Origin of the sequence: Pseudomonas khorasanensis, assembly GCF_014268505.2 — a bacterium.
In the GTDB taxonomy this organism is placed as follows: domain Bacteria; phylum Pseudomonadota; class Gammaproteobacteria; order Pseudomonadales; family Pseudomonadaceae; genus Aquipseudomonas; species Aquipseudomonas khorasanensis.
Window position 1 is genome coordinate 193658 of sequence record NZ_JABWQP020000006.1, and the last position, 24804, is coordinate 218461.

Annotated in this window: 20 protein-coding genes; 14 read left to right on the forward strand and 6 right to left on the reverse strand. The window is 60.0% G+C overall.

Annotated features, from left to right (window positions below):
• Nucleotides 1-138 precede the first annotated feature (138 nt).
• On the reverse strand, nt 139-1002 hold the full coding sequence (gene tsf / locus HU727_RS15795; RefSeq protein WP_186533160.1) for a translation elongation factor Ts: 864 nt from the start codon (nt 1000-1002) through the stop codon (nt 139-141).
• A gap of 190 nt (nt 1003-1192) precedes the next feature.
• The gene (rpsB, locus tag HU727_RS15800; RefSeq protein ID WP_186533161.1) at nt 1193-1930 is read right to left on the reverse strand and encodes a 30S ribosomal protein S2; all 738 of its coding nucleotides are present in this window, start codon (nt 1928-1930) and stop codon (nt 1193-1195) included.
• A 373-nt stretch (nt 1931-2303) separates the two neighbouring features.
• Here rpsB and map point away from each other — a divergent pair, with 373 nt between their 5' ends.
• The 3 genes from map to dapC are packed head-to-tail and all read left to right on the forward strand — an operon-like array spanning nt 2304 to nt 7079.
• A complete protein-coding gene (gene map / locus HU727_RS15805; RefSeq protein WP_186533162.1) occupies nt 2304-3086 on the forward strand; it encodes a type I methionyl aminopeptidase in 783 nt (260 codons plus the stop codon).
• Between the two features lie 47 nt (nt 3087-3133).
• Nucleotides 3134-5836, forward strand: coding sequence for a [protein-PII] uridylyltransferase (locus HU727_RS15810; RefSeq protein ID WP_186533163.1), 2703 nt, complete (start codon nt 3134-3136; stop codon nt 5834-5836).
• Between the two features lie 43 nt (nt 5837-5879).
• On the forward strand, nt 5880-7079 hold the full coding sequence (dapC, locus tag HU727_RS15815; protein WP_186533164.1) for a succinyldiaminopimelate transaminase: 1200 nt from the start codon (nt 5880-5882) through the stop codon (nt 7077-7079).
• A 60-nt stretch (nt 7080-7139) separates the two neighbouring features.
• Here the strand turns inward: dapC and HU727_RS15820 are convergent, their stop codons facing one another.
• A complete protein-coding gene (locus tag HU727_RS15820; RefSeq protein ID WP_186533165.1) occupies nt 7140-8771 on the reverse strand; it encodes a Na+/H+ antiporter in 1632 nt (543 codons plus the stop codon).
• A 279-nt stretch (nt 8772-9050) separates the two neighbouring features.
• Between HU727_RS15820 and HU727_RS15825 the strand changes: the two genes are divergently transcribed.
• The 4 genes from HU727_RS15825 to HU727_RS15840 all read left to right on the forward strand — a co-directional run bounded on the left by HU727_RS15825 (nt 9051) and on the right by HU727_RS15840 (nt 12219).
• Nucleotides 9051-9413 carry an ArsC family reductase gene (locus HU727_RS15825; protein ID WP_225919850.1) on the forward strand — a complete coding sequence of 121 codons (363 nt, stop codon included), beginning with the start codon at nt 9051-9053 and terminating at the stop codon, nt 9411-9413.
• A gap of 31 nt (nt 9414-9444) precedes the next feature.
• Nucleotides 9445-10479 (forward strand): 2,3,4,5-tetrahydropyridine-2,6-dicarboxylate N-succinyltransferase, encoded by a 1035-nt coding sequence (gene dapD / locus HU727_RS15830; RefSeq protein ID WP_003222105.1) that lies wholly within the window; start codon nt 9445-9447, stop codon nt 10477-10479.
• 133 nt (nt 10480-10612) lie between these two features.
• The gene (locus tag HU727_RS15835) at nt 10613-11818 is read left to right on the forward strand and encodes an aminotransferase class V-fold PLP-dependent enzyme (protein ID WP_186533167.1); all 1206 of its coding nucleotides are present in this window, start codon (nt 10613-10615) and stop codon (nt 11816-11818) included.
• Nucleotides 11815-12219, forward strand: coding sequence for a SufE family protein (locus HU727_RS15840; protein WP_186533169.1), 405 nt, complete (start codon nt 11815-11817; stop codon nt 12217-12219). Before HU727_RS15835 ends, HU727_RS15840 begins: the two co-directional genes overlap by 4 nt.
• 90 nt (nt 12220-12309) lie before the next feature.
• On the opposite strand, the gene tcdA is transcribed toward HU727_RS15840, so the two are convergent.
• The gene (tcdA, locus tag HU727_RS15845) at nt 12310-13128 is read right to left on the reverse strand and encodes a tRNA cyclic N6-threonylcarbamoyladenosine(37) synthase TcdA (RefSeq protein ID WP_186533170.1); all 819 of its coding nucleotides are present in this window, start codon (nt 13126-13128) and stop codon (nt 12310-12312) included.
• A 223-nt stretch (nt 13129-13351) separates the two neighbouring features.
• On the opposite strand from tcdA, the gene HU727_RS15850 reads away from it, so the two are divergent.
• From HU727_RS15850 to HU727_RS15865, 4 genes are all read left to right on the forward strand, one after another.
• The gene (locus HU727_RS15850) at nt 13352-15943 is read left to right on the forward strand and encodes a glycosyltransferase (RefSeq protein WP_186533172.1); all 2592 of its coding nucleotides are present in this window, start codon (nt 13352-13354) and stop codon (nt 15941-15943) included.
• A gap of 238 nt (nt 15944-16181) precedes the next feature.
• On the forward strand, nt 16182-17333 hold the full coding sequence (dapE, locus tag HU727_RS15855) for a succinyl-diaminopimelate desuccinylase (RefSeq protein WP_186533179.1): 1152 nt from the start codon (nt 16182-16184) through the stop codon (nt 17331-17333).
• Complete coding sequence (locus HU727_RS15860) at nt 17333-18142, forward strand: putative RNA methyltransferase (RefSeq protein WP_186533181.1); 810 nt, start codon at nt 17333-17335, stop codon at nt 18140-18142. Before dapE ends, HU727_RS15860 begins: the two co-directional genes overlap by 1 nt.
• 75 nt (nt 18143-18217) lie before the next feature.
• Entirely contained in the window at nt 18218-18595 is a 378-nt protein-coding gene (locus HU727_RS15865) for a hypothetical protein (RefSeq protein ID WP_186533183.1), read from the forward strand.
• Nucleotides 18596-18734: 139 nt separating this feature from the next.
• Here the strand turns inward: HU727_RS15865 and HU727_RS15870 are convergent, their stop codons facing one another.
• Nucleotides 18735-18944, reverse strand: a complete 210-nt coding sequence (locus HU727_RS15870) for a cold-shock protein (RefSeq protein ID WP_007908870.1) — start codon at nt 18942-18944, stop codon at nt 18735-18737.
• Between the two features lie 239 nt (nt 18945-19183).
• On the opposite strand from HU727_RS15870, the gene plsB reads away from it, so the two are divergent.
• The 3 genes from plsB to HU727_RS15885 all read left to right on the forward strand — a co-directional run bounded on the left by plsB (nt 19184) and on the right by HU727_RS15885 (nt 22917).
• Entirely contained in the window at nt 19184-21685 is a 2502-nt protein-coding gene (gene plsB / locus HU727_RS15875; RefSeq protein WP_186533184.1) for a glycerol-3-phosphate 1-O-acyltransferase PlsB, read from the forward strand.
• Between the two features lie 116 nt (nt 21686-21801).
• On the forward strand, nt 21802-22200 hold the full coding sequence (locus HU727_RS15880; protein ID WP_186533185.1) for a YbaY family lipoprotein: 399 nt from the start codon (nt 21802-21804) through the stop codon (nt 22198-22200).
• Nucleotides 22201-22227: 27 nt separating this feature from the next.
• Nucleotides 22228-22917, forward strand: a complete 690-nt coding sequence (locus tag HU727_RS15885; protein WP_186533186.1) for a DUF4197 domain-containing protein — start codon at nt 22228-22230, stop codon at nt 22915-22917.
• On the opposite strand, the gene HU727_RS15890 is transcribed toward HU727_RS15885, so the two are convergent.
• Nucleotides 22914-24305: a Fic family protein gene (locus HU727_RS15890; protein ID WP_186533187.1), complete on the reverse strand. Its 1392-nt coding sequence runs from the start codon at nt 24303-24305 to the stop codon at nt 22914-22916. The two genes, HU727_RS15885 and HU727_RS15890, sit on opposite strands and share 4 nt — an antisense overlap.
• Between the last annotated feature and the right edge of the window lie 499 nt (nt 24306-24804).

A 24804-nucleotide genomic window follows, 5' to 3' on the forward strand; every position in this document is an offset into this window, starting at 1 on the left:
CGCTGCTTCAGCGCCATCGGAACATGGCTTTGTAAGTCAGTTCCGGATGGAAACCAAATAAAAAATTGGTAACCCCATCTGAAAAGAGGCTGCGCGCGTGAGCGGGCAGCCTCTTTCGGGCGACAGTTGAAAACCGTCTTATTGCTTGGCGGCAGCCAGCTGGGCAGCAACTTCTTCAGCGAAGTTGTCGACCGGCTTCTCGATGCCGTCACCTACTTTGTAGTAAGTGAAGGAAACGATTTCTGCGCCGCCTTTCTTGGCCAGCTCGCCAACCTTGATTTCAGGGTTCTTGACGAACGCCTGCTCAACCAGGCTCGCTTCTGCCAGGAACTTGCTGATACGGCCCTTGACCATGTTCTCAACAATGTTTTCTGGCTTGCCTTTGATTTTCTCTTCGTTCAGCTGCAGGAACACAGCTTTTTCACGCTCGATCGCTTCAGCCGAAACTTGCGAAGGCAGCAGGAACTCAGGATTGCTTGCTGCTACGTGCATCGCGATGTCTTTGGCCAGCTCGACGTCGCCGCCTTTCAGAGCGACAACAACACCGATCTTGTTGCCGTGCAGGTACGAACCTACAACGTCACCTTCAATGCGGGTCAGACGACGGATGTTAACGTTTTCGCCAACTTTGCCAACCAGGGCTTCACGAGCAGATTCTTGAGCGGCGATCAGCGGAGCAGCGTCGGTCAGCTTGTCAGCGAAGGCTTTTTCAACGCTGTCAGCGACGAAGTTCTTGAAGTCGTCTTGCAGAGCGAGGAAGTCGGTCTGCGAGTTCACTTCCAGGATAACGGCAGCTTTACCGTCGTCCTTGATTGCGATTGCGCCTTCAGCGGCAACGTTGCCCGCTTTTTTCGCAGCCTTGATCGCGCCCGAAGCACGCATGTCATCAATGGCTTTTTCGATGTCGCCGTCAGCCTTTTCCAGGGCTTTCTTGCAATCCATCATGCCTTCGCCGGTACGCTCGCGCAGTTCTTTGACCAACGCTGCAGTAATTGCTGCCATTTTCAAATTCCTCTTGGATAGGTTTTCAACCATTCCACCCGATCGAACGGGCGTTCAATTCGTCCCGAACCACCCTTGTTAGCTGCCGCACATTACAAATAGAGACGTGGGCGCCGACAAATGGTTTTCGAGGTGGCAAAAAGGGGGCCAAGCCCCCTTTTTGCTTACTGAGTCAACGCCAGGGCGTCAATTACTCAGCTGCAGCCTGAGTTTCTTCAGCTGCGAATTCAACAGTACCGCCAGCATTGTTGTTGCGACCGCGGATAACTGCGTCAGCCATCGAACCCATGTACAGCTGGATGGCGCGGATGGCGTCATCGTTGCCTGGGATGATGTAGTCAACGCCTTCCGGGCTGCTGTTGGTATCGACAACGCCGATAACCGGGATGCCCAGCTTGTTGGCTTCGGTGATCGCGATGCGCTCGTGGTCAACGTCGATCACGAACAGCGCGTCTGGCAGACCGCCCATGTCCTTGATGCCGCCCAGCGAACGATCAAGCTTCTCAAGATCACGAGTGCGCATCAGCGCTTCTTTCTTGGTCAGCTTGGCGAAAGTACCGTCTTCGGCTTGAACTTCAAGGTCACGCAGACGCTTGATGGAAGCACGAATGGTCTTGAAGTTGGTCAGCATGCCGCCCAACCAGCGGTGATCCACGTACGGCGAACCGCAACGTGCTGCTTCTTCAGCAACGATCTTGCCAGCGGAACGCTTGGTGCCGACGAACAGAATCTTGTTTTTGCCCTGTGCCAGACGCTCTACGAAAGTCAGAGCTTCGTTGAACATTGGCAGGGTTTTTTCAAGGTTGATGATGTGAATCTTGTTACGCGCGCCGAAAATGTACTTACCCATTTTCGGATTCCAGTAACGGGTTTGGTGACCGAAGTGCACACCGGCCTTCAGCATATCGCGCATATTGACTTGGGACATGATAGTTCCTTGATAAGTCGGGTTTGGCCTCCACGTATCCCAATGACCAACCAGTGGCATAAAGCCAAAAGCACCCAGGTCATCGTGTCGACACGTGTGTGGATTTAAGCCTTTCGGGGCATCCCCGGAAAGCGGCGCATTTTATACCACAGGGTGCGCAAAAACGGAACCCGGAATCTGTATTCGCACCAGGGGCATGGGCGCCGCCCCATTGGAATCGGCTTCACGAGCACCATTGTATAGAGAGAAGCAATGTACCCGAGCGCAGATTTGCGCCGTGCGTCTGTTAGAATCGCGTTTTTCAGGGTCGCCAATCGAACACTCGCCGCCCTATTCGTATCCGTAAGCGCCGCCGAGCGCAGAGAGAGCCTGTATGACCGTCAACCTCAAAACCCCCGAGGACATCGCTGGCATGCGTGTCGCCGGCAAACTGGCCGCCGATGTGCTGGAAATGATCGCCGAACACGTCAAACCGGGCGTGACTACTGATGAACTGAATCAGATCTGCCACGACTACATCGTCAATGTGCAGCAGGCCATCCCTGCCCCGCTCAACTACAAGGGTTACCCGAAGTCGATCTGCACCTCGATCAACCATGTGGTCTGCCACGGCATCCCGAACGGCAAGCCGCTGAAAAACGGTGACACCCTGAACATCGACGTCACCGTTATCAAAGACGGTTACCACGGCGACACCAGCCGCATGTTCCATGTCGGAGAAGTACCGGTGTGGGCCGAGCGCCTGTCGCAGGTCACTCAGGAATGCATGTACAAAGCCATCGAGATCGTCAAACCCGGCTGCCGCCTCGGCGACATCGGTGAAGTGATCCAGAAGCACGCGGAAAAGAACGGCTTCTCGGTGGTGCGCGAATTCTGCGGCCATGGCATCGGCAAGGTTTTTCACGAAGAGCCACAGATCCTGCATTACGGCCGAGCCGGTACCGGCATGGAACTGAAGGCCGGCATGACCTTCACCATCGAGCCGATGATCAACCAGGGCAAGGCCGACACCAAGGTGCTGGGCGATGGCTGGACCGCGATCACCAAAGACCGCAAGCTGTCGGCGCAGTGGGAACACACTCTGCTGGTCACCGACACCGGCTACGAGATCTTCACCTTGCGCAGCGATGACACCATCGCGCGCATCTCGGCCTGATCCACAGAACGCCCCACAGCCTTTATAGATAGAAGGAAAGCCAATCGATGCCGCAGGTGGATCCCGAACTCTTCGACCGCGGCCAGTTCCAGGCGGAACTGGCTCTCAAAGCGAGTCCTGTGGCGGCGTTCAAGAAGGCGATCCGCCAGGCCCGCGAGGTGCTCGACGCGCGTTTTCGCAGCGGCCGGGATATCCGCCGCCTGATCGAAGACCGCGCCTGGTTCGTCGACAACATCCTGCAGAGGGCCTGGAAGCAGTTTGACTGGAGCGAAGACGCTGACATCGCCCTGGTCGCGGTCGGCGGCTATGGTCGCGGGGAACTGCATCCTTATTCCGACATTGATCTGCTGATCCTGCTGGACAGCGACGATCACGAAATTTTCCGCGATTCGATCGAGCGGTTTCTCACTTTGCTGTGGGACATCGGCCTGGAAGTCGGTCAGAGCGTTCGCTCGGTGGACGAATGTGCCCAAGAGGCGCGCGCCGACCTGACCGTCGTCACCAATCTGATGGAGAGCCGCACCATCTGCGGCCCCGAGCGCCTGCGCCAGCGCATGCTCGATGTCACCAGCACAGCCCGTATGTGGCCGTCCAGGGAGTTCTTCCTGGCCAAGCATGCCGAACAAAAGGCCCGGCATCACAAGTACAACGACACCGAATATAACCTTGAGCCCAACGTCAAAGGCTCACCCGGTGGCTTGCGCGATATCCAGACGATTCTGTGGGTAGCCCGTCGTCAATACGGCACCCTGAACCTGCGCGCCCTTGCCGGCGAAGGTTTCCTGGTCGAAAGCGAAAACGCCCTGCTCGCCTCCTCCCAGGAATTTCTCTGGAAAGTGCGCTACGCCCTGCACATGCTCGCCGGTCGTTCTGAAGACCGCTTGCTGTTCGATCACCAGCGCACCATCGCTGGCCTGCTCGGCTTTGAAGGTGACGACGCCAAACAGGCCGTCGAAAACTTCATGCAACAGTACTTCCGCACGGTGATGAGCATCGCGCAACTGAGCGATCTGATCATTCAGCATTTCGAGGAAGTCATCCTCGCCCCTGAAGACGAAGCGCCGCCGCAACCGATCAACTCACGATTTCAATTGCACGACGGCTACATCGAAGCGCGCAACGACAACGTGTTCCAGCGTACGCCGTTTGCCATGCTGGAGATTTTCGTGCTGATGGCCCAGCAACCGGAAATCAAGGGGGTACGCGCCGACACCATTCGTTTGCTGCGCGAGCATCGTCACCTGATCGATGACAACTTCCGCAACGATATCCGCAATACCAGCCTGTTCATCGAGCTGTTCAAGTGCAAGATCGGCATCCACCGCAACCTGCGACGGATGAACCGCTACGGCATTCTCGGACGCTACCTGCCGGAGTTCGGCTTTATCGTCGGGCAGATGCAACATGACCTGTTTCACATCTATACGGTCGATGCCCACACGCTGAATTTGATCAAGCACCTGCGCAAACTGCAGTACACCCAGGTCTCGGAAAAATTCCCGCTTGCCGCCAAGCTAATGGCCAAACTGCCCAAGCCCGAACTGATTTACATCGCGGGCCTGTACCACGACATCGGCAAGGGCCGGCACGGCGATCACTCCGAGATCGGCGCGGTCGATGCCGAAGCCTTTTGCCAACGCCACCAGTTGCCGGTATGGGACAGCCGTCTGATCGTCTGGCTGGTGCAGAACCATCTGGTGATGTCGACCACCGCGCAGCGCAAGGATTTGTCCGACCCGCAGGTGATTCATGACTTCGCGCAGGCGGTCGGCGATGAGACCCGCCTCGACTACCTTTACGTGCTGACCGTGGCCGACATCAACGCGACCAACCCGACACTGTGGAATTCCTGGCGCGCGAGCCTGTTGCGCCAGCTCTACACCGAAACCAAGCGCGCCTTGCGTCGCGGCCTGGAAAACCCGGTGGACCGCGAAGAGCAGATCCGTCAGACACAAAGCGCCGCGCTGGATATTCTGGTGCGCGGCGGGACCGACCCGGACGATGTCGAGCAACTCTGGGGGCAACTGGGCGATGACTATTTCCTGCGCCACACCGCTGGCGATGTGGCCTGGCACAGCGACGCGATCCTGCAGCAGCCGGTCGATGGCGGACCGTTAGTGCTGATCAAGGAAACCACCCAGCGCGAGTTCGAAGGCGGTACGCAGATCTTCATTTATGCGCCGGACCAGCATGATTTTTTCGCCGTGACCGTGGCGGCGATGGACCAGCTCAACCTGAACATTCATGACGCCCGGGTTATCACGTCCAGCAGCCAGTTCACCCTCGACACCTACATCGTGCTCGACAACGACGGCGAATCCATCGGCGACAACCCGGTGCGGATCAAGCAAATCCGCGAGGGCCTCACCGAAGCCCTGCGCAATCCGGACGATTACCCGACCATCATCCAGCGCCGAGTGCCGCGCCAACTGAAGCATTTTGCGTTTGCGCCGCAAGTGACGATCCATAACGACGCGCAACGCCCGGTGACCGTACTGGAACTGACAGCACCCGACCGTCCGGGGCTGCTGGCGCGGGTCGGCGGGATTTTCCTTGAGTTCGACCTATCGCTGCAAAACGCCAAGATTGCAACCCTGGGCGAGCGCGTGGAAGACGTGTTCTTCATCACCGACGCGCACAATCAGCAACTGTCCGACCCGGTGCTGTGCAGCCGTTTGCAGGACGCGATCGTGGAGCAGTTGAGCGTCAATCAGGAACCCGATATCAACCTGTCGCGCATCAGTATCTGACTGCGCGTCCGGATTTAACCGTTTTGCACGAGACCCCGCACCGATGAACAACGCTCTGAACCAGCTCCAGCCATACCCGTTCGAAAAGCTCCGCGCCCTGCTCGGCAGCGTCACACCGAACCCGGACAAGCGCCCCATCGCCCTGTCGATCGGCGAGCCGAAACACCGCTCGCCGAGCTTTGTCGCCGAAGCTCTGGCCAATAACCTGGATCAGATGGCGGTGTACCCGACAACACTCGGGATCCCGGCCCTGCGCGAAGCCATCGCCGGCTGGTGCGAGCGCCGCTTCGGCGTGCCAAACGGCTGGATCGATCCGGCGCGCAATGTGCTGCCGGTCAACGGCACCCGCGAAGCACTGTTCGCGTTCACCCAGACCGTGGTCAGTCGTGGCGACGACGCCTTGGTGGTCAGCCCCAATCCGTTCTATCAGATTTACGAAGGCGCGGCGTTCCTTGCCGGGGCCAAGCCGCACTACCTGCCGTGCCTGGATGAAAACGGCTTCAACCCGGATTTCGATGCCGTTTCTCCGGACATCTGGAAGCGCTGCCAGATTCTGTTCCTGTGCTCCCCGGGCAACCCGACCGGCGCGCTGATTCCGGTCGATGTCCTGAAGAAACTGATCGCCCTGGCTGACGAGTACGATTTCGTGATTGCCGCCGATGAGTGCTACAGCGAACTGTACTTCGACGAACAGACCCCACCGCCGGGCCTGCTCACGGCCTGCGTCGAACTGGGTCGCCAGGACTTCAAACGCTGCGTTGTGTTCCACAGTCTGTCCAAGCGCTCCAACCTGCCGGGCCTGCGTTCCGGTTTTGTGGCGGGCGATGCCGACATTCTAAAAGGCTTCCTGCTGTATCGCACTTACCACGGCTGCGCGATGCCGGTGCAAACGCAACTCGCCAGCGTTGCCGCCTGGAATGACGAAGTGCACGTACGCGCCAACCGTGCGCTGTATCGCGAGAAGTTCGATGCGGTGCTGGACATTCTCAGTCCAGTGATGGATGTGCAGCGTCCCGATGGCAGCTTCTATCTGTGGCCGAACGTGCAAGGTGATGACGCAGCGTTCTGCCGCGATCTGTTTGAGCAGGAGCATGTGACCGTCGTGCCGGGCTCCTATCTTTCACGCGACGTCGACGGTGTGAATCCGGGAGCCGGTCGGGTGCGCATGGCGCTGGTTGCGCCATTGGCGGAATGCGTGGAGGCTGCCGAGCGTATTCGCGATTTCATCCATCGCCGCTCCTGATACCTGACATGCCCGTGTTGGGAAACCCGGCGCGGGCAGGTCATACAGTGGGTGACAGGCCTATCTGACCTGCCCCAGGTTGGCCTCGCTCAAGTCAAGGTCGGCTAGTACTTCCCTTAGCACGTCGTCGCCGATTTCATGCTGGCGGCTCAGGCGATACAACTCAAGGCGTTGCGCCCGCAGCGCTTTCAATCGCAAACGACGCTCAAGCAGATCCATCTGAAACGCCAACGCCTGAGCCTCGGCAGAATCGTTGAACACATCCAGCTGATGTCGATATTCGGACATGATCCGCGCCTTGCGCTCTGCCGCCAGCGCCGCTTGAGCAGCGTCCTGCGGGACAACCTCTTCGGATTCAAGCGAATGGATCGCGGCCTCGGCGGTTTTGCGCCAAGCCTCGCGCACTTCCTGGCGACGCTTGTCGTCGGGACTTTTTTCGATGCCGCGCAGCAACAAGGGCAGCGCAATACAAGCCGAAACCAGCGACAGCAGGATCACTCCGGCAGCGATGAAGATCAGCAGATCGCGCTCGGGGAAAGCCTGCGCGCCCATCAGCATCGGCACCGACATCACGCCCGCCAACGTCACCGCCCCGCGCACACCACCCACCGTCAGCAACCAGCATGAGCGCGCCGTCGGCACTTGCGTCAGTTCGCCCTTGCCGCGCAATCGGCGCAGCAACACCGACAAGCGCCAGATGCTTTGCACCCAGATGAAACGCAGTAACACCAGCGCGACGAAAATCGCCAGCACATCAAGGCAGCGATAGAACAGCGTCGGCCACAACGTCGGCTCGTGGCTGACCACCGCTTTGATGATGTCCGGCAATTGCAGACCCAGCAGCAAGAAGATCAAGCCATTGAAGGCAAATTCCAGCAGCGACCAGACGCTGCGATTGAGCAACCGGGTGCTGGTCTGCCGTGGCAGCAGATCAAGCCAGCTCTGCATCATGCCCGCCGCCACTGCCGAAAGAATGCCCGAAGCGCCTAGACGTTCGGCCAAGACATAAGCGGCGAACGGCAGCAGCAACATGAACACCACATGCGTGGCCGGATCATCCCAACCGCGCGCGATCATCCACGCCCGCAGGCGCCCGACCAGCCAGCTCAGCGCCACGCCGATCGCCAGGCCACCAAGCGCCACCGCAACGAAGGTCAGACTGGCGCTGGTCAGCGAGAACACGCCAGTCACCGCTGCAGCCAGGGCGAACTTGAAGGTCACCAGACCCGAGGCATCATTCATCAGCGCCTCGCCTTGCAACATGTGCATCAGCGGCGTGGGCAAGCGGTTCTGCGAAATCGCCGACACCGCCACGGCGTCGGTGGGCGACAGGACGGCCGCGAGGGCGAAGGCCACCGGCAGCGGAATCGTCGGCAGCAGCCAATGAATGAAATAACCGGCGCCCACCACCGTGAACAGGACAAGGCCGACTGCCAGCGTCAGGATCGGACCTCGCAACTGCCAAAGCGCGCGCTTGGGCATGCGCCAGCCATCGGAAAACAGCAGTGGCGGCAGGAACAGAAAAAGAAATAATTCAGGATCAAGGGCCACGTGCAGACCAAGGGTCGGCCAGGCGAGCAAGGCACCGGCGGCGATCTGGACCAGCGGCAAGGGCAACGGGATAACCCGGCCAACCAGACGCGAGACGCTCACCAGCATCAACAGAATAAGGACGGTGTAAGCGGTTTGCATAAAACGAAAATCCCGGACAAATCGACAGCGTTGAACTGCCATATTAGAGGGTTAGGCTGCGCGTGACCGTTGCACTTATGTCGCAGCTCTGCCGCGCGACCTTCGTGCAGGAGCTGCGGAACGTTGCGATCTTTTGATCCTGAATATCGCAGCCTCGTTTCACTCGACAGCTCCTACAGGGTTTTGTTGCTGCGAATCGACCGTGGGCGCCGCGAAACCGTCCGGTCATGGCATAATCCTTCACCTTTTTTTTCCAGCACCTGTAAAGGGGGCAATTCCTTGACCGTTTCAAGTAAAACGTTGCACCTTTTCGGCATCAAGGCCTGCGACACCATGAAAAAGGCGCGCACCTGGCTTGATGAGCGCGCTGTCACCTATCAATTTCACGATTACAAAACCGCCGGTATCGACCGTGAGCACCTGACCCAATGGTGTGACGAGCACGGCTGGCAAACGGTGTTGAACCGCGCAGGCACGACCTTTCGCAAACTCGACGACGAACGCAAAGCCGATCTCGACCAGTCGAAAGCCATCGAACTGATGCTCGCCCAACCCTCGATGATCAAGCGCCCGGTGCTCGATCTCGGTGACCGAACCCTGATTGGCTTCAAGCCAGACATCTACGCGGCCGCTCTGAAGTAAGCAGCCCGTCATTTTTTGCAGAGGTATTCACATGTCCAACTCCCTGTTCAGCATCGCCTTTGGTGTCGGCACCCAGAATCGCCAAGGCGCATGGCTGGAAGTGTTCTACGCCCAGCCCCTGCTCAATCCATCGGCCGAACTGGTCGCTGCGGTTGCCCCGATTCTCGGCTACACCGAAGGCAACCAGGCCATCACCTTCACCACTGCGCAGGCTGCGCAACTGGCTGAAGCCGTCAAGGGCATCGACGCGGTTCAAGGCAAGCTGCTGACCCGTCTGGCCGAAAGCCACAAACCGCTGGTCGCGACCCTGCTGGCCGAAGACGCACAGCTGACCTCGACACCTGAGGCGTACCTCAAGCTGCACCTGCTGTCGCACCGCCTGGTCAAGCCGCACGGCGTCAGCCTTGCCGGGATTTTCCCGCTGCTGCCAAACGTTGCCTGGACCAGCCAGGGCGCGATCGACCTGAGCGAACTGGCGGAAATGCAACTGGAAGCCCGTCTGCGCGGCGAGTTGCTGGAAGTGTTCTCGGTGGACAAATTCCCAAAAATGACCGACTACGTGGTTCCGGCTGGCGTGCGCATCGCTGACGCTGCACGTCTGCGTCTGGGCGCTTACGTGGGCGAAGGCACCACCGTCATGCACGAAGGTTTCATCAACTTCAACGCCGGCACCGAAGGCCCGGGCATGATCGAAGGTCGCGTATCCGCTGGCGTATTCGTCGGCAAGGGTTCGGACCTGGGCGGCGGTTGCTCGACCATGGGCACGCTGTCGGGCGGCGGCAACATCGTGATCAAGGTCGGCGAAGGCTGCCTGATCGGCGCCAACGCCGGTATCGGTATCCCGTTGGGCGACCGCAACACCGTGGAGTCCGGCCTTTACGTGACTGCCGGTACCAAGGTGGCGCTGCTCGACGAGCACAACAACCTGGTCAAAGTGGTCAAGGCGCGCGAACTGGCTGGCCAGACTGACTTGCTGTTCCGCCGCAATTCGGAAACCGGTGCCGTGGAGTGCAAGACCCACAAATCGGCGATCGAACTGAACGAAGCGCTGCACGCTCACAACTGACAATGCTGCAATGACCTCCTGTGGGAGCGAGCCTGCTCGCGAAAGCGTCCTTGAGGACGCCAAGAGCTTCGCGAGCAGGCTCGCTCCCACAAGGTTTGGCGTACACCCCGCCCAATTTCACAGGGCTGAACAGATGATGATTCCCTCCCCGTGGCGCGCTGACTTTCCGGCCATCGCCGCCCTGCAACGGCAAGACCAGACCTATCTGGACAACGCTGCCACCACGCAAAAACCCCAGGCCCTGCTCGACGCGCTGACGCATTACTACGCCAACGGCGCGGCCAATGTGCACCGCGCGCAACACCTGCCTGGCGCCCACGCCACGCAGGCTTTCGAGGACAGTCGGCGCAAGGTCGCTCAATGGCTGAACGCGGGCGACAGCGGGCAGATCATCTTCACCCACGGCGCCACCAGCGCGCTGAACCTCCTGGCCTATGGCCTGGAACATCTTTTTCACCCGGGCGATGAAATCGTCATCAGCGCCCTGGAGCATCACGCCAACCTGCTGCCGTGGCAGCAACTGGCGCAACGCCGCGATCTGAAACTGGTGATCCTGCCGCTGGATGCCGACGGTTTGATCGACCTGGCCGCCGCCGTAAATTTGATCGGTCCGCGTACACGTTTGTTGGCGGTGAGCCAGCTTTCCAACGTGCTCGGCGCCTGGCAGCCATTGACGACTTTGCTGGGCATGGCCAAGGCGCAGAACGCGCTGACGGTGGTCGATGGCGCCCAAGGCGTTGTTCATGGCAGACACGACGTGCAAGCGCTCGGTTGCGACTTTTACGTGTTTTCCAGCCACAAGCTCTACGGCCCCGAGGGTCTGGGCGTGTTGTTCGGGCGCAACGCCGCGCTTGAGCAGTTGAAGCCATGGCAGTTCGGCGGCGAGATGGTGCTGGAAGCCAATTACCACGAGTCACGCTTTCGCCCGGCGCCGCTGGGTTTCGAGGCGGGCACGCCGCCGATCGCCAGCGTTATCGGCCTTGGCGCGACCCTCGATTATCTGGCCGGGCTGGATCAGGACGCGGTGTCGGCACATGAAGCCGCGCTGCATGATTATCTGCTGCGCGGTCTCGCCGCACGCACCGGTATTCGCCTGCTGGGCAAGCCGCAATTGGCGCTGGCCAGTTTTGTCGTCGAAGGCGTACACAACGCTGACCTGGCGCATCTGCTGACCGAGCAAGGCATCGCCGTGCGCGCTGGGCATCATTGCGCGATGCCGTTGCTGAAGGGTTTTGAACTGGCCGGGGCGATTCGTGTGTCCCTGGCGCTGTACAACGACTCGGAGGATCTGGAGCGGTTTTTCGAAGCGCTGGATCAGGCGCTGGAGTTGCTGCGATGAGTTTGCCGATGGCTGCCGCCGAGGCGCTGCAGATATTCCACAACGCGGCGGGCTGGGAACAGCGGGCGCGCCTGTTGATGCAGTTTGGTGACCGTCTGCCCCCATTGGACGAAGCGGATAAATGCGATGCCAACCGGGTGCATGGCTGTGAAAGTCAGGTGTGGCTGGTCGGGGCACTACAGGACGGGCACTGGCAATTTTCGGCAAGCAGCGATGCGCGGATGATTCGCGGATTGGTGGCGTTGCTGCTGTTGCGGGTCAACGGGCTGTCGGCGGCTGAGTTGCGGCAGGTGGATTTGCCCGACTGGTTCAATCAGCTCGGGCTGTCGCGGCAGTTGTCGCCTTCGCGCAGCAATGGCTTGAATGCGGTGCTCACACGGATGAATGAGTTGGCAGGCTAATCGCCTTCGCGAGCAGGCTCGCTCCCACAATTGGAATGCGTTTTCCCTGTGGGAGCGAGCCTGCCCGCGAAGAGGCCGGCAGCCTCAGCATCAGGCCTGCGGCTTGATCCGGTCCGACGGCCGCCGCACACCCGCCACGATTTTGTCCACAGCCTTGGTCGCCGCAACCATGCCAAACGTTGCCGTGACCATCATCACCGCGCCAAACCCTCCGGCGCAGTCCAGCTTCACGCCATCGCCTACGAAACTCTTCTGCAAACAGATGCTGCCATCCGGTTTCGGATAGCGCAGTTGCTCGGTGGAAAACACGCAGGGCACGCTGTAATGGCGGGTCACGGTGCGCGAAAAACCGTAGTCGCGACGCAACGTCGAACGCACTTTTGAGGCCAGCGGGTCGTTGAAGGTGCGGTTGAGGTCGCACACCTGGATCAGCGTCGGATCAATCTGCCCGCCCGCGCCGCCAGTGGTGATGATCTGGATCTTGCGCCGTTTGCACCAGGCAATCAGCGCGGCCTTGGCGTTGACCGCATCGATGCAGTCGATCACGCAGTCGATGTCGGGCGTTATGTACTCGGCCATGGTGTCGCGTGTAACGAAGTCCGCCACGGCGTGCACGGTGCAATCGGGATTGACCCCGCGCAGACGCTCGGCCATCACCTCGACCTTGGGCTTGCCGACGGTGCTGTCCAGTGCATGCAATTGACGATTGGCGTTACTGACGCAGACGTCGTCCAGGTCAAACAGCGAAATTTCACCCACGCCACAACGGGCCATGGCTTCCGCCGCCCAGGAACCGACGCCACCGACACCGACGATCGCCACATGGGCGGCGCGCAAGCGTTCCAGGCCCTCGATGCCGTACAAACGGGCGATGCCTGCAAACCGCGGATCTTCTGTACTCATGACCATTACCCCAAAAACCGGCGCGCATTATAGGGCTTCGCAGCGGCAAGTTTTAAGCTTCGCGATCAAGTGTAAGAACTTAAGTGCTGGCCGGTTGCCCAAGGTCGAGCATTTCTACGTCTGTTGTACGACTCGTAGACTGCCGGTGTAGGATGCGCGCCCTTTTGCTACAGAAAGGCGCTACGCCAACCGTTCCTTCGTTCCACAGCCTCTGGAACCCGAAATAGCTATGTCATCGCGTAAATTTGGACTCAACCTGGTGGTCGTGCTGGCCATCGCTGCCCTGTTCACCGGTTTCTGGGCGTTGGTCAATCGTCCGGTCACCGCGCCGAACTGGCCGCAGCAAATCTCCGGCTTTTCCTATTCGCCATTCCAGCTAGGGCAATTCCCACAGAAGGATCAGTATCCGACTGACGACGAGATGCGCCGCGATCTGGAGATCATGAGCAAGCTGACGGACAACATCCGTATCTACTCGGTCGACGGCTCGCTGGGAGACATTCCGAAACTGGCAGAAGAGTTCGGTCTGCGCGTCACCCTCGGCATCTGGATCAGCCCGGATCAGGAACGCAACGAACGGGAAATCATCAAAGCCATCGAACTGGCCAACACCTCGCGCAGCGTTGTACGCGTGGTGGTCGGCAACGAAGCGTTGTTCCGCGAAGAAATCACCCCCGAAGCCCTGATCGTGTTGCTCGATCGGGTGCGCGCGGCGGTGAAGGTGCCGGTAACCACGTCCGAGCAATGGCACATCTGGGAAAAATACCCGCAACTGGCCAAACACGTGGACCTGATCGCCGCGCACGTTTTGCCTTACTGGGAATTCATCCCCGTCGACAAGGCCGGCCAGTTCGTTTTCGACCGCGCCCGCGACCTGAAAAAGCTGTTCCCGAAAAAACCGCTGTTGCTGTCCGAGGTGGGCTGGCCGAGCAACGGTCGCATGCGCGGCGGCGCCGATGCGACGCCAGCGGACCAGGCGATTTACCTGCGCACGCTGGTCAACAAGCTTAATCGCCAAGGCTTCAACTACTTCGTGATCGAAGCCTTCGATCAGCCCTGGAAGGCCAGTGACGAAGGTTCGGTGGGCGCCTACTGGGGCGTGTTCAACGCTGCGCGCCAGCAGAAATTCAACTTCGAAGGCCCGGTCGTGGCGATCCCGCAATGGCGCGTGCTGGCCATCGGTTCGGTGGTGCTGGCACTGCTGTCGCTGACGCTGCTGATGATCGACGGCTCGGCCCTGCGCCAGCGCGGTCGCACGTTCCTGACCTTCATCGCGTTCCTGTGCGGTTCGGTGCTGGTGTATATCGGCTACGACTACAGCCAGCAGTACAGCACGTGGTTCAGTCTCACGGTGGGTTTCCTTCTCGCGCTCGGTGCGCTTGGGGTGTTCATCGTTTTGCTGACCGAGGCCCATGAGCTGGCCGAAGCGGTGTGGATTCACAAGCGTCGGCGCGAGTTCCTGCCGGTACTTGGCGACTCGGACTACCGCCCCAAAGTCTCGATCCATGTGCCCTGCTACAACGAGCCGCCGGAGATGGTGAAACAAACCCTCGACGCCTTGGCCAACCTTGATTACCCGGACTTCGAAGTCCTGATCATCGATAACAACACCAAGGATCCGGCGGTGTGGGAGCCGGTGCGCGACTACTGCGCCACGCTCGGCCCACGCTTCAAGTTTTTCCACGTTTCGCCGCTGGCCGGTTTCAAGGGCGGCGCACTGAACTACCTGATTCCACACACGGCGAAAGATGCCGAAGTGATCGCCGTGATCGACTCCGATTACTGCGTGCACCCGGACTGGCTCAAGCATATGGTGCCGCACTTCGCCGATCCGAAAATCGCCGTGGTGCAGTCGCCGCAGGATTATCGCGACCAGAACGAAAGCACTTTCAAGAAGCTCTGCTATGCCGAATACAAAGGCTTTTTCCACATCGGCATGGTCACCCGCAACGACCGTGACGCGATCATTCAGCACGGCACCATGACCATGACCCGGCGCTCGGTGCTGGAAGAACTGGGCTGGGCCGACTGGTGCATCTGTGAAGATGCCGAACTGGGTCTGCGCGTGTTCGAGAAAGGCCTGTCAGCGGCGTATTACCACGACAGCTACGGTAAAGGCCTGATGCCGGACACGTTCATCGACTTCAAGAAGCAGCGCTTCCGCTGGGCCTATGGCGCGATCCAGATCATCAAGCGCCACACCCGCAGCCTGCTGCGCGGCAAGGACACCGAACTGACGCGCGGCCAGCGTTATCACTTTCTCGCGGGCTGGTTGCCGTGGGTGGCCGATGGCATGAACATCTTCTTCACCGTCGGCGCGCTGCTGTGGTCGGCGGCGATGATCATCGTGCCGCAACGGGTCGATCCGCCGCTGCTGATTTTCGCGATTCCGCCGCTGGCGCTGTTCGTGTTCAAGGTGGGCAAGATCATCTTCCTCTACCGCCGCGCTGTTGGCGTCAACCTGAAAGACGCGTTCTGCGCAGCGTTGGCAGGGCTGGCGTTGTCGCACACCATCGCCAAAGCGGTGCTGTATGGCTTTTTCACCAGCAGCATTCCATTCTTCCGCACGCCGAAGAACGCCGACAACCATGGCTTCTGGGTGGCAATTTCCGAAGCGCGGGAAGAGCTGTTCATCATGTTGCTGCTGTGGGGCGCGGCGCTGGGGATCTACCTGGTCAATGGCATCCCGAGCAACGACATGCGCTTCTGGGTGATCATGTTGCTGGTGCAGTCGCTGCCGTATCTGGCGGCGCTGATCATGGCGTTCCTGTCGTCGCTGCCAAAACCTGTGGCGGTGGCGGAACCGGCGCCGGTCGTCTAAATCCTTAACGATGCACTAAACGGCGGCCAATGGTCGCCGTTTTGCTTTAAGATAACCGCCATTTTGCGGGGCTTGGCGCGGCATCCGGTCTGACTGACGGAACTGCCCCTGTGGGAGCGAGCCTGCTCGCGAAGGCTTTGTAACATTCAACCTTTAGGTTGTCTGATACACCGCTTTCGCGAGCAGGCTCGCTCCCCCATTAGAAGCCAAGCCCATACCCCATGATCCGGAGTTTTCCATGACGGCCCACGCCGACCTTTCGCCGACCCTTCAACTGGCCATCGACCTGATCCGCCGTCCTTCTGTGACGCCGGTCGACGCCGATTGCCAGAAGCAGATGATGCAGCGCCTGGGCGATGCCGGTTTCACCCTTGAGCCGATGCGCATCGAAGATGTGGATAACTTCTGGGCCACCCACGGCAACAACGAAGGCCCGGTGCTGTGCTTTGCCGGCCACACCGACGTGGTACCGACCGGCCCGGTCACCGCATGGCAGATCGATCCGTTCAACGCAGTGATCGATGAACACGGCATGCTTTGTGGCCGTGGCGCAGCGGACATGAAAGGCAGCCTGGCGTCGATGACGGTGGCCGCCGAGCGCTTTGTCGCCGACTACCCGAACCACAAAGGCAAGGTCGCGTTCCTGATCACCAGCGATGAAGAAGGCCCGGCGCACCACGGCACCAAAGCTGTGGTCGAACGCTTGGTCGCGCGCAACGAGCGTATGGACTGGTGCATCGTCGGCGAGCCGTCGAGCACCACGCTGGTCGGCGACGTCGTGAAGAATGGTCGTCGCGGTTCGTTGGGCGCCAAGCTAACGGTCAAAGGTGTGCAAGGCCACGTGGCCTACCCGCATCTGGCGAAAAACCCGATTCACCTCGCTGCTCCCGCGCTGGCCGAACTGGCCGCCGAGCACTGGGACCACGGCAACGATTTCTTCCCGCCGACCAGTTTCCAGATTTCCAACCTCAATTCCGGCACCGGCGCGACCAATGTGATTCCGGGCGATCTGGTGGCGGTGTTCAACTTTCGTTTCTCCACCGAATCGACCGTCGAAGGCCTGCAGAAACGCGTCGCCGATATCCTCGACAAGCATGGCCTGGACTGGCACGTCGACTGGGCGCTGTCGGGCCTGCCATTCCTCACCGAACCGGGCGCCCTGCTCGATGCGGTGTCGTCGAGCATCAAGGACATCACCGGTCGCGAAACCAAGGCTTCGACCAGCGGCGGAACCTCCGATGGCCGTTTCATCGCGACCATGGGCACGCAAGTGGTTGAACTGGGTCCGGTCAACGCGACCATTCACCAAGTCAACGAACGCGTGCTGGCAGCCGATCTCGACGTGCTGACCGAAATCTACTACCAGACCCTGATCAAGTTGCTCGCCTGATGCTCGCGTGCCCGATCTGCAGTGAACCGCTCAACGCGGTGGACAACGGCGTGGTCTGCCCCGCCGGGCATCGTTTCGACCGTGCGCGGCAGGGTTACCTCAACCTGCTGCCGGTGCAGCACAAGAACAGCCGCGACCCTGGCGACAATCAGGCGATGGTTGAAGCGCGTCGCGACTTCTTGAATGCCGGGCATTACGCGCCGGTGGCCAAGCGTCTGGCTGAACTGGCGGCGAGCTATTCGCCGGATCGCTGGGTCGATATCGGCTGTGGCGAAGGTTATTACACCGCGCAAATCGCCGAGGCTTTGCCGAACGCTGATGGTTATGCGCTGGATATTTCCCGCGAAGCGGTCAAACGCGCCTGCAAACGCAACCCGGCAATTACCTGGTTGATCGCCAGCATGGCCCGGGTGCCATTGGCATCGGGCAGCTGCCAGTTTCTTGCCAGCGTTTTCAGCCCGCTGGACTGGGCCGAAGCCAAGCGTCTGCTCAGCGTCGGCGGCGGGCTGATGAAAGTCGGCCCCACCAGCGGCCATCTGATGGAATTGCGCGAACGCCTGTACGACGAAGTGCGCGAGTACACCGACGACAAGCACCTGGCCCTGGTGCCTGAGGGCATGGCGCTGGCACACAGCGAAACCCTGGCATTCAAACTGACGCTCGACAAGCCCGAGGATCGCGCCAACCTGCTGGCGATGACGCCCCACGGCTGGCGCGCCAGTGCCGAACGTCGCGCGGCGGTGATCGAGCAGGCCGAGCCGTTCGAGACCACCGTATCCATGCGCTACGATTATTTCGTTCTTCAATAACTTTTGGCCTCGGGCAACGGCCCGGGGCCGGCTAAATCCGCGAATGGATTTTTCAGACCCGCAGTGAGGACATCCATGCGCCAACCGGATATCGAGATTTACCTGAAAGACGCCGACGTCGACCACAAGGCCATTTCCGCCTGGCTGGGCGAAGCGCTGGGCGCTTGCAGCGACTGGGTACAGAAAGGCCAGACCTACAAGTGCAAGGCCGGCAGCGTGCCGGTCACCTGGCTGCCGAAAGCCGTGGGCAAATGGAACAGCCTGTACCTGGAAAGCGACCAGACCCCATGGGACGACGACATCGCCTGCGCCCGCGCAGCCTTTGCCGCGCTGAACGTGGAAGTGCGCTGCGCGCCGGGGACGTGGGTTGAGGAGGAAGGTGAAGAAACGGCCGACCGCTGGATTCGCATCAGCGAAGACGGCGAAGAAGAGATCACCTGGAAAACGGCTTAACCACGGGCAACGTAGAGCCCATGTGGGAGCGAGCCTGCTCGCGAATGCGGTGTATCAGTCACCATTCATACCGACTGACACTACGCATTCGCGAGCAGGCTCGCTCCCACAGTGGTTTTTGGCGCTCTGCAGATTTGTGTTACAGGCCCACAACATCCTCGGCCTGCAAGCCTTTCTCGCCGGTAATCACGGCGTACTCAACCTGCTGACCTTCGGTCAGCGAGCGATGCCCTTCGCCGCGAATCGCGCGGTAGTGCACGAACACGTCCACCCCGTCTTCGCGCTGGATAAAGCCGTAACCCTTGGCGTCGTTGAACCACTTCACGTTGCCGGTTTCGCGTGTTGCCATCTGTTCATACTCCCTTCTTATTATTGGACGGGCTTTTCGCAGGAAAGCCTTAGAGGAACGTCAGCCTGTGTCCGATGCCCATTACAGGGCCCCGGCGACAGAGCGCCGAGTATATGACAGGTGGAAAAACTCTCAACAAGAGATTACTTCGGCGCTTTTTTGCCGATTTTCCGTGAATCCGGCACACTAGCGCCCTCCCGAGCACCCGCTCGGTTTTTACTCACTCACGCAGAAGCCGTATGACCCGCTCCCCGTTCCGCCGTCTTGTGTTTGGCACCTTGCGCCGCCTGTTGTATCTCTGGGTTCGCTCCGAGACGATCAATCAGTCGTCGTTCACCCTCAACCTCGACCGCAGTCGTCCGGTGTTCTACGTCCTGCAAAACCCTTCGCTGACCGACCTGGCCGTGGTCGACACAGAGTGCACCAAGGCCGGACTGCCACGTCCCGTGCTGGCGGTGTCGGTGGGTTCGCTGATCGAGCCGGCGGCGTTTTTCTACCTCACGCCGGACCCGGACTGGCTCGGTCGCCAGGATAAACGCGGTGCGCCGCCGACCCTGACTCGCCTGGTCAGCGCGCTGACCCAGAACGCCGCTGAAGACGCGCAGATCATTCCGGTCAGCGTGTTCTGGGGCCAATCGCCAGACAGCGAAAACAGCCCCTGGAAACTCTTGTTTGCTGACAGCTGGGCGGTCACCGGGCGTCTGCGTCGGCTGTTGAGCATCATCGTGCTCGGGCGTAAAACCCGTGTGCAGTTTTCCGCACCGATCCATCTGCGCGAGCTGATCGAGCACAACAAGGGCCACGAGCGTACCGTGCGCATGGCCCAACGAATCCTGCGGGTGCACTTCCGTAATCTGAAAGCGGCGGTGATCGGTCCGGACATTTCCCATCGGCGTAATCTGGTCAAAGGCCTGCTTAACCAGCCGCTGGTCAAACAGGCGATCCTCGACGAAGCCGAACGCGAGAACATCTCCGCAGAAAAAGCCAAGGCTCAGGCCCTGCGCTACGGCAACGAGATCGCCTCGGACTACACCTATACCGCGATCCGCTTTCTGGAAGTGGTGCTGAGCTGGTTCTGGAACAAGATCTACGACGGCATCAAGGTCAACCACATCGAAGGCGTGCAGAACGTTGCCCAGGGTCACGAAGTGATCTACGTGCCGTGCCACCGCAGCCACATCGACTACCTGCTGCTCTCGTATCTGCTGTTTCGCAACGGCCTGACCCCGCCGCATATCGCCGCCGGGATCAACCTGAACATGCCGGTGATCGGCAGTTTGCTGCGCCGTGGCGGTGCGTTCTTCATGCGCCGCACGTTCAAGGGCAATCCGCTGTACACCTCGGTGTTCAACGAGTACCTGCATACGTTGTTCACCAAAGGTTTCCCGGTCGAATACTTCGTCGAGGGCGGCCGCTCGCGCACCGGGCGCATGCTGCAGCCAAAGACCGGGATGCTCGCGATTACGCTGCGCAGCTTCCTGCGCTCATCGCGCATGCCAATCGTGTTTGTGCCGGTGTACATCGGTTACGAGCGCGTACTGGAAGGTCGCACTTATCTGGGCGAACTGCGCGGCGCGAGCAAGAAGAAAGAATCGATTTTCGACATATTCAAGGTCATCGGCGCACTCAAGCAGCGTTTCGGCCAGGTCGCGGTCAACTTCGGTGAGCCGATCAAACTCGCCGAATTCCTCGACGCCGAACAACCGGACTGGCGTCAACAGGAACTCGGCCCGCAGTTCAAACCGGCGTGGCTGAACGAAACCACGCATCGCCTCGGCGAGAAAGTCGCACGGCATCTGAACGAAGCGGCGGCAATCAACCCGGTGAACCTGGTGGCACTGGCGCTGCTCTCGACCACGCGCCTGGCGCTGGATGACCGCGCCATGGCGCGCGTGCTGGATCTTTATCTGGCGCTGCTGCGCAAAGTCCCGTACTCACCACACACGACATTGCCTGAAGGCGATGGCCGCGCGCTGATCGAACATGTGAAGGACATGGACCTGCTCGCCGAGCAGAACGATGCGCTGGGCAAGATTCTTTATCTGGACGAGCAGAACGCCGTCCTGATGACTTACTACCGCAACAACGTGCTGCACATTTTCGCCCTGCCCTCGCTGCTGGCGAGTTTCTTCCAGAGCACTTCGCGCATGAGCCGCGAACAGATCCTGCGCTACACCCGGGCGCTCTACCCGTATCTGCAATCGGAGTTGTTCATTCGCTGGAGCCTGGACGAACTCGACGCGGTGATCGATCAGTGGCTGGAGGCCTTCGTCGAGCAGGGCCTGCTGCGTTTCGAGAAGGACCTGTACCTGCGCCCGGCACCGAGCTCGCGGCATTTCGTGCTGCTGACATTGTTGTCCAAAAGCATTGCCCAGACCCTGCAACGGTTCTACATGACCGTGTCGTTGCTGCTCAACAGCGGCCAGAACAGCATCAGCGCCGAAGAGCTGGAAGACCTGTGCACGGTCATGGCCCAGCGCCTGTCGATCCTGCACGGCTTGAATGCGCCGGAATTCTTCGACAAGAGCCTGTTCCGCCATTTCATCCAGACCCTGCTCGACCTCGATGTGCTGCGTCGCGATGAAGCCGGCAAGCTGAGCTATCACGAACTGCTCGGCGAACTGGCCGAAGGCGCGGCCAAGCGCGTGTTGCCGGCGGAAATTCGTTTGTCGATTCGTCAGGTGGCTTTGCATCGCAGTGAAGATGCTGCTGATCAGATCACGCCACAGCCTGAGGCCTGACACAAATACCCTGTGGGAGCGAGCCTGCTCGCGAAGGCGGATCAGTCACCGTAAATGTTGACTGATCCACCGCATTCGCGAGCAGGCTCGCTCCCACATTGAAAGGAGATTCACACGTGAAAAAACTGCTGACCCTCGCTGCCGCCACGCTGCTCAGCGCCTGCCAATCCACTAGCCCGTCCGGCAAGGCCAGCCTCGACGGCGAGGTCTTTTACCTGCAACGCATCGCCCTGCCTCCGAGCGCGACCCTGAGCGTCAGCCTGCAAGACGTGTCGCTGGCCGATGCGCCAGCCGTCGTCCTCGATCAGCAAAAAGGCCCGGTCAAAGGCCAGGTGCCACTGCCATTTCGCCTGAGCTACGATCCCGCGCAGGTCAAACCCGGCCACCGTTATTCGGTCAGCGCGCGCATTGAAGTCAACGGCGAGCTGATGTTCATCACCACCGAAAACCACGCCGTGCAACTGGACGGCAGCGATCCTCAACCGCTGAGAATCCGCGTCGACGCCGTTCGTTAATCCATTTTCCGCAACAAGGAAGCCGCCATGCTCCGCTCTACCCTTCGCTTCGCCGCCGCCTGCGCCGGCCTGATGATCTGCGCCAACGCGATGGCCCTGTCGCTCAACGACCTGTCGCAACAAGACGCCACCGGAGGCCTCAAGGACGCCCTGACCCAAGGCGCACAGATTGCCGTGAAACAACTCGGCACACCGGGCGGTTTCAGCAACAACCCGGACGTGAAAATCGGGCTGCCGGGCAAACTCGGCAAAGCCGCCAGCAAGATGAAAGCCTTCGGTATGGGCGCCCAGGTCGAAGAACTGGAAACGGCGATGAACAAGGCTGCCGAATCCGCCGTGACCCAGGCCCAACCGATCCTCGTCGACGCCGTGAAAAAAATGAGCGTGGCCGACGCCAAAGGCATCCTCAGCGGCGGCACCGACTCGGCCACCCAATACCTGAACAAATCCAGCCGCGAACAGATCCGCGCCAAATTCCTGCCCATCGTCAAACAAGCCACCGACAAGGTTGGTGTCGCACAGAAGTACAACTCCTTTGCAGGTCAAGCTGCGGCCTTCGGCGTGGTCGATGCCAAGAGCGCGAACGTTGAGAGCTACGTCACCGAACAAGCGCTCAATGGTTTGTTCGAGATGATCGGCAAGCAGGAAGAAACAATTCGCCAGAACCCGGCCGCTGCGGCGACGAGCCTGGCGAAGAAGGTGTTTGGGGCGCTTTAAACTGTCGTCACACGGGGGCGAAGCGATTGGCTCCCGTGTTTCCTGCCTCGTAAGGGACCGCTCAAAAAGAACACCGTCTCCCGCCCCATCGTCGTTCTCTCAAAGACGTTTAATCGCTCCAGTCCCTCCAACGTCGATGCCGCCTCTGTGTACGAGCAGGAAAAATTTTCCGCTACGTTGCTCGCCGTAAACTCCTTGGCCTCCCCGCTTTTAGCCACCTGATAGACCGCGCGCTGTTGTTCCGTCAGTTGATCAAACACGCCAGAGCGCGTCAGCCCGTGTTCGAACGCCTGACTGTCCGCCAAGCTCTTGTGGTAAACGTCAGTAAACCCGACCACGGCGCGCAGAATGATTGAACACTGGAACTCGATGAAATAAGTAAGATCCAGCTCATCCGCCTCGGTGTGCAGATAGGAGCGCCCGTATTTCACTGGCGCATTACGCAACAGCAAACTGATCGCGATGTAGTGAAATGCAGCGAACTCGTGTTTGAACATGAACCAATAGAACAACGCTCTGGCGACCCGGCCGTTACCGTCGCGAAAGGGATGCTCAAAACCCAAGGCAAAATGCAGCGTGATCGCCTTGATCAGCGGGTGCAGATAGTGCTTGTCCAGAGGCGAGCTGTCGGGCTCGTTAATCCAGTCGGAGAGCCTCGCCAACCGCAGAATCAGACCCGAAGCCGGAGGCGGCCGGTGCACGGTATTGCCCGCGCCATCCTGAACTACCACTTCATCGTTGGTTCTGAAAACTCCCGGGGAATACTGCTCGTCATTGATGCCCTCCACACCCACCTTGTGGAGCGCAGCAATGAGCGTCACGCTCATGGGTTCGTAACGCTTTTCCCAAGCGAAATTCATCATCCGGTAATTGCCCATGACCATGCGCTCATCCGGCGTACGTGGCTGGCGCTGATGTTTGAGCATGTCCTTCGCAGCACGGGTCGTGGTCGCCGCACCCTCCAGTTGGCTACTGGCGATGGCTTCGTCTTCGATCAGGTCGTTGAGCAGGTAGGAGAAATGCACACGTTCGCCAATCTGACTCGTCATGTAATCCAGCGCCGCCGTGCTGGTGTGACGATCCACCACAGAAACGGTTTTCTGCGCCAACGGCGTCGGCACAAATTTGCCCCACTGCACTGGCTCGCCCAATGGCAACAGGTTGATGTACTGAGCAGTCCGCGCCTTTTTCACCAAAGCCCAACAGAGATTCGCGTCCAGCCCGGCAGCCCAGCGATAGCGCAGCGCCTCGAAGGGCAAATAGCGACCCTGGTCATCGAGCGGCTTGAGTAGCGCCAGATAATCCGCGAGGCGTTGTTTGTGTGACGGGCGAGCCAACAGGTCGAAAACAGGATCGGTTCTGCCGGTTGATGCAGGTGGTTTCTTCATCGGGGCAGACTCAAGGGCTCAGGAAACAGAACCTGGAGTACAGCATTCGACGGGCAGCGGCTCAAGATCGGAGGTTTCTGAAAAAGCTGTAGGAAGGGTGCGAGGGCTTGCGGGTGGAAATGGGTCGGCTGTCAGGCCGCCTTCGCGAGCAGTCTCGCTCCCACAGAAAAACAAAAGCCAAAGCAAAAACAGCCCCCCCCGCCCCGCTTCGCTTCTCACCACTCAACAGGATGAGCGTAGCTCGGCTGCAGCTCTTGATCTCGCCGTACCGGCCCCTTCGGCAGGCTGAGTGGAGGGATTGATCCGGGGGTGGGCGCAAAGCGCCGTTCGACGAAGTCGAATACATCGAAAGGAGGTGCAGCGAAGCAAACCGGAAGCGATGCCCCCGGATCAATTCCGCAGCGAAGGAACCCCGAGCCCCAGCGAGCGGGCCGAACGCCGGGGCCCAGACCTTTGGTTCCTTTGGGGCGTTTGCCAAAGGGACTCGCTGTAAGAGCGA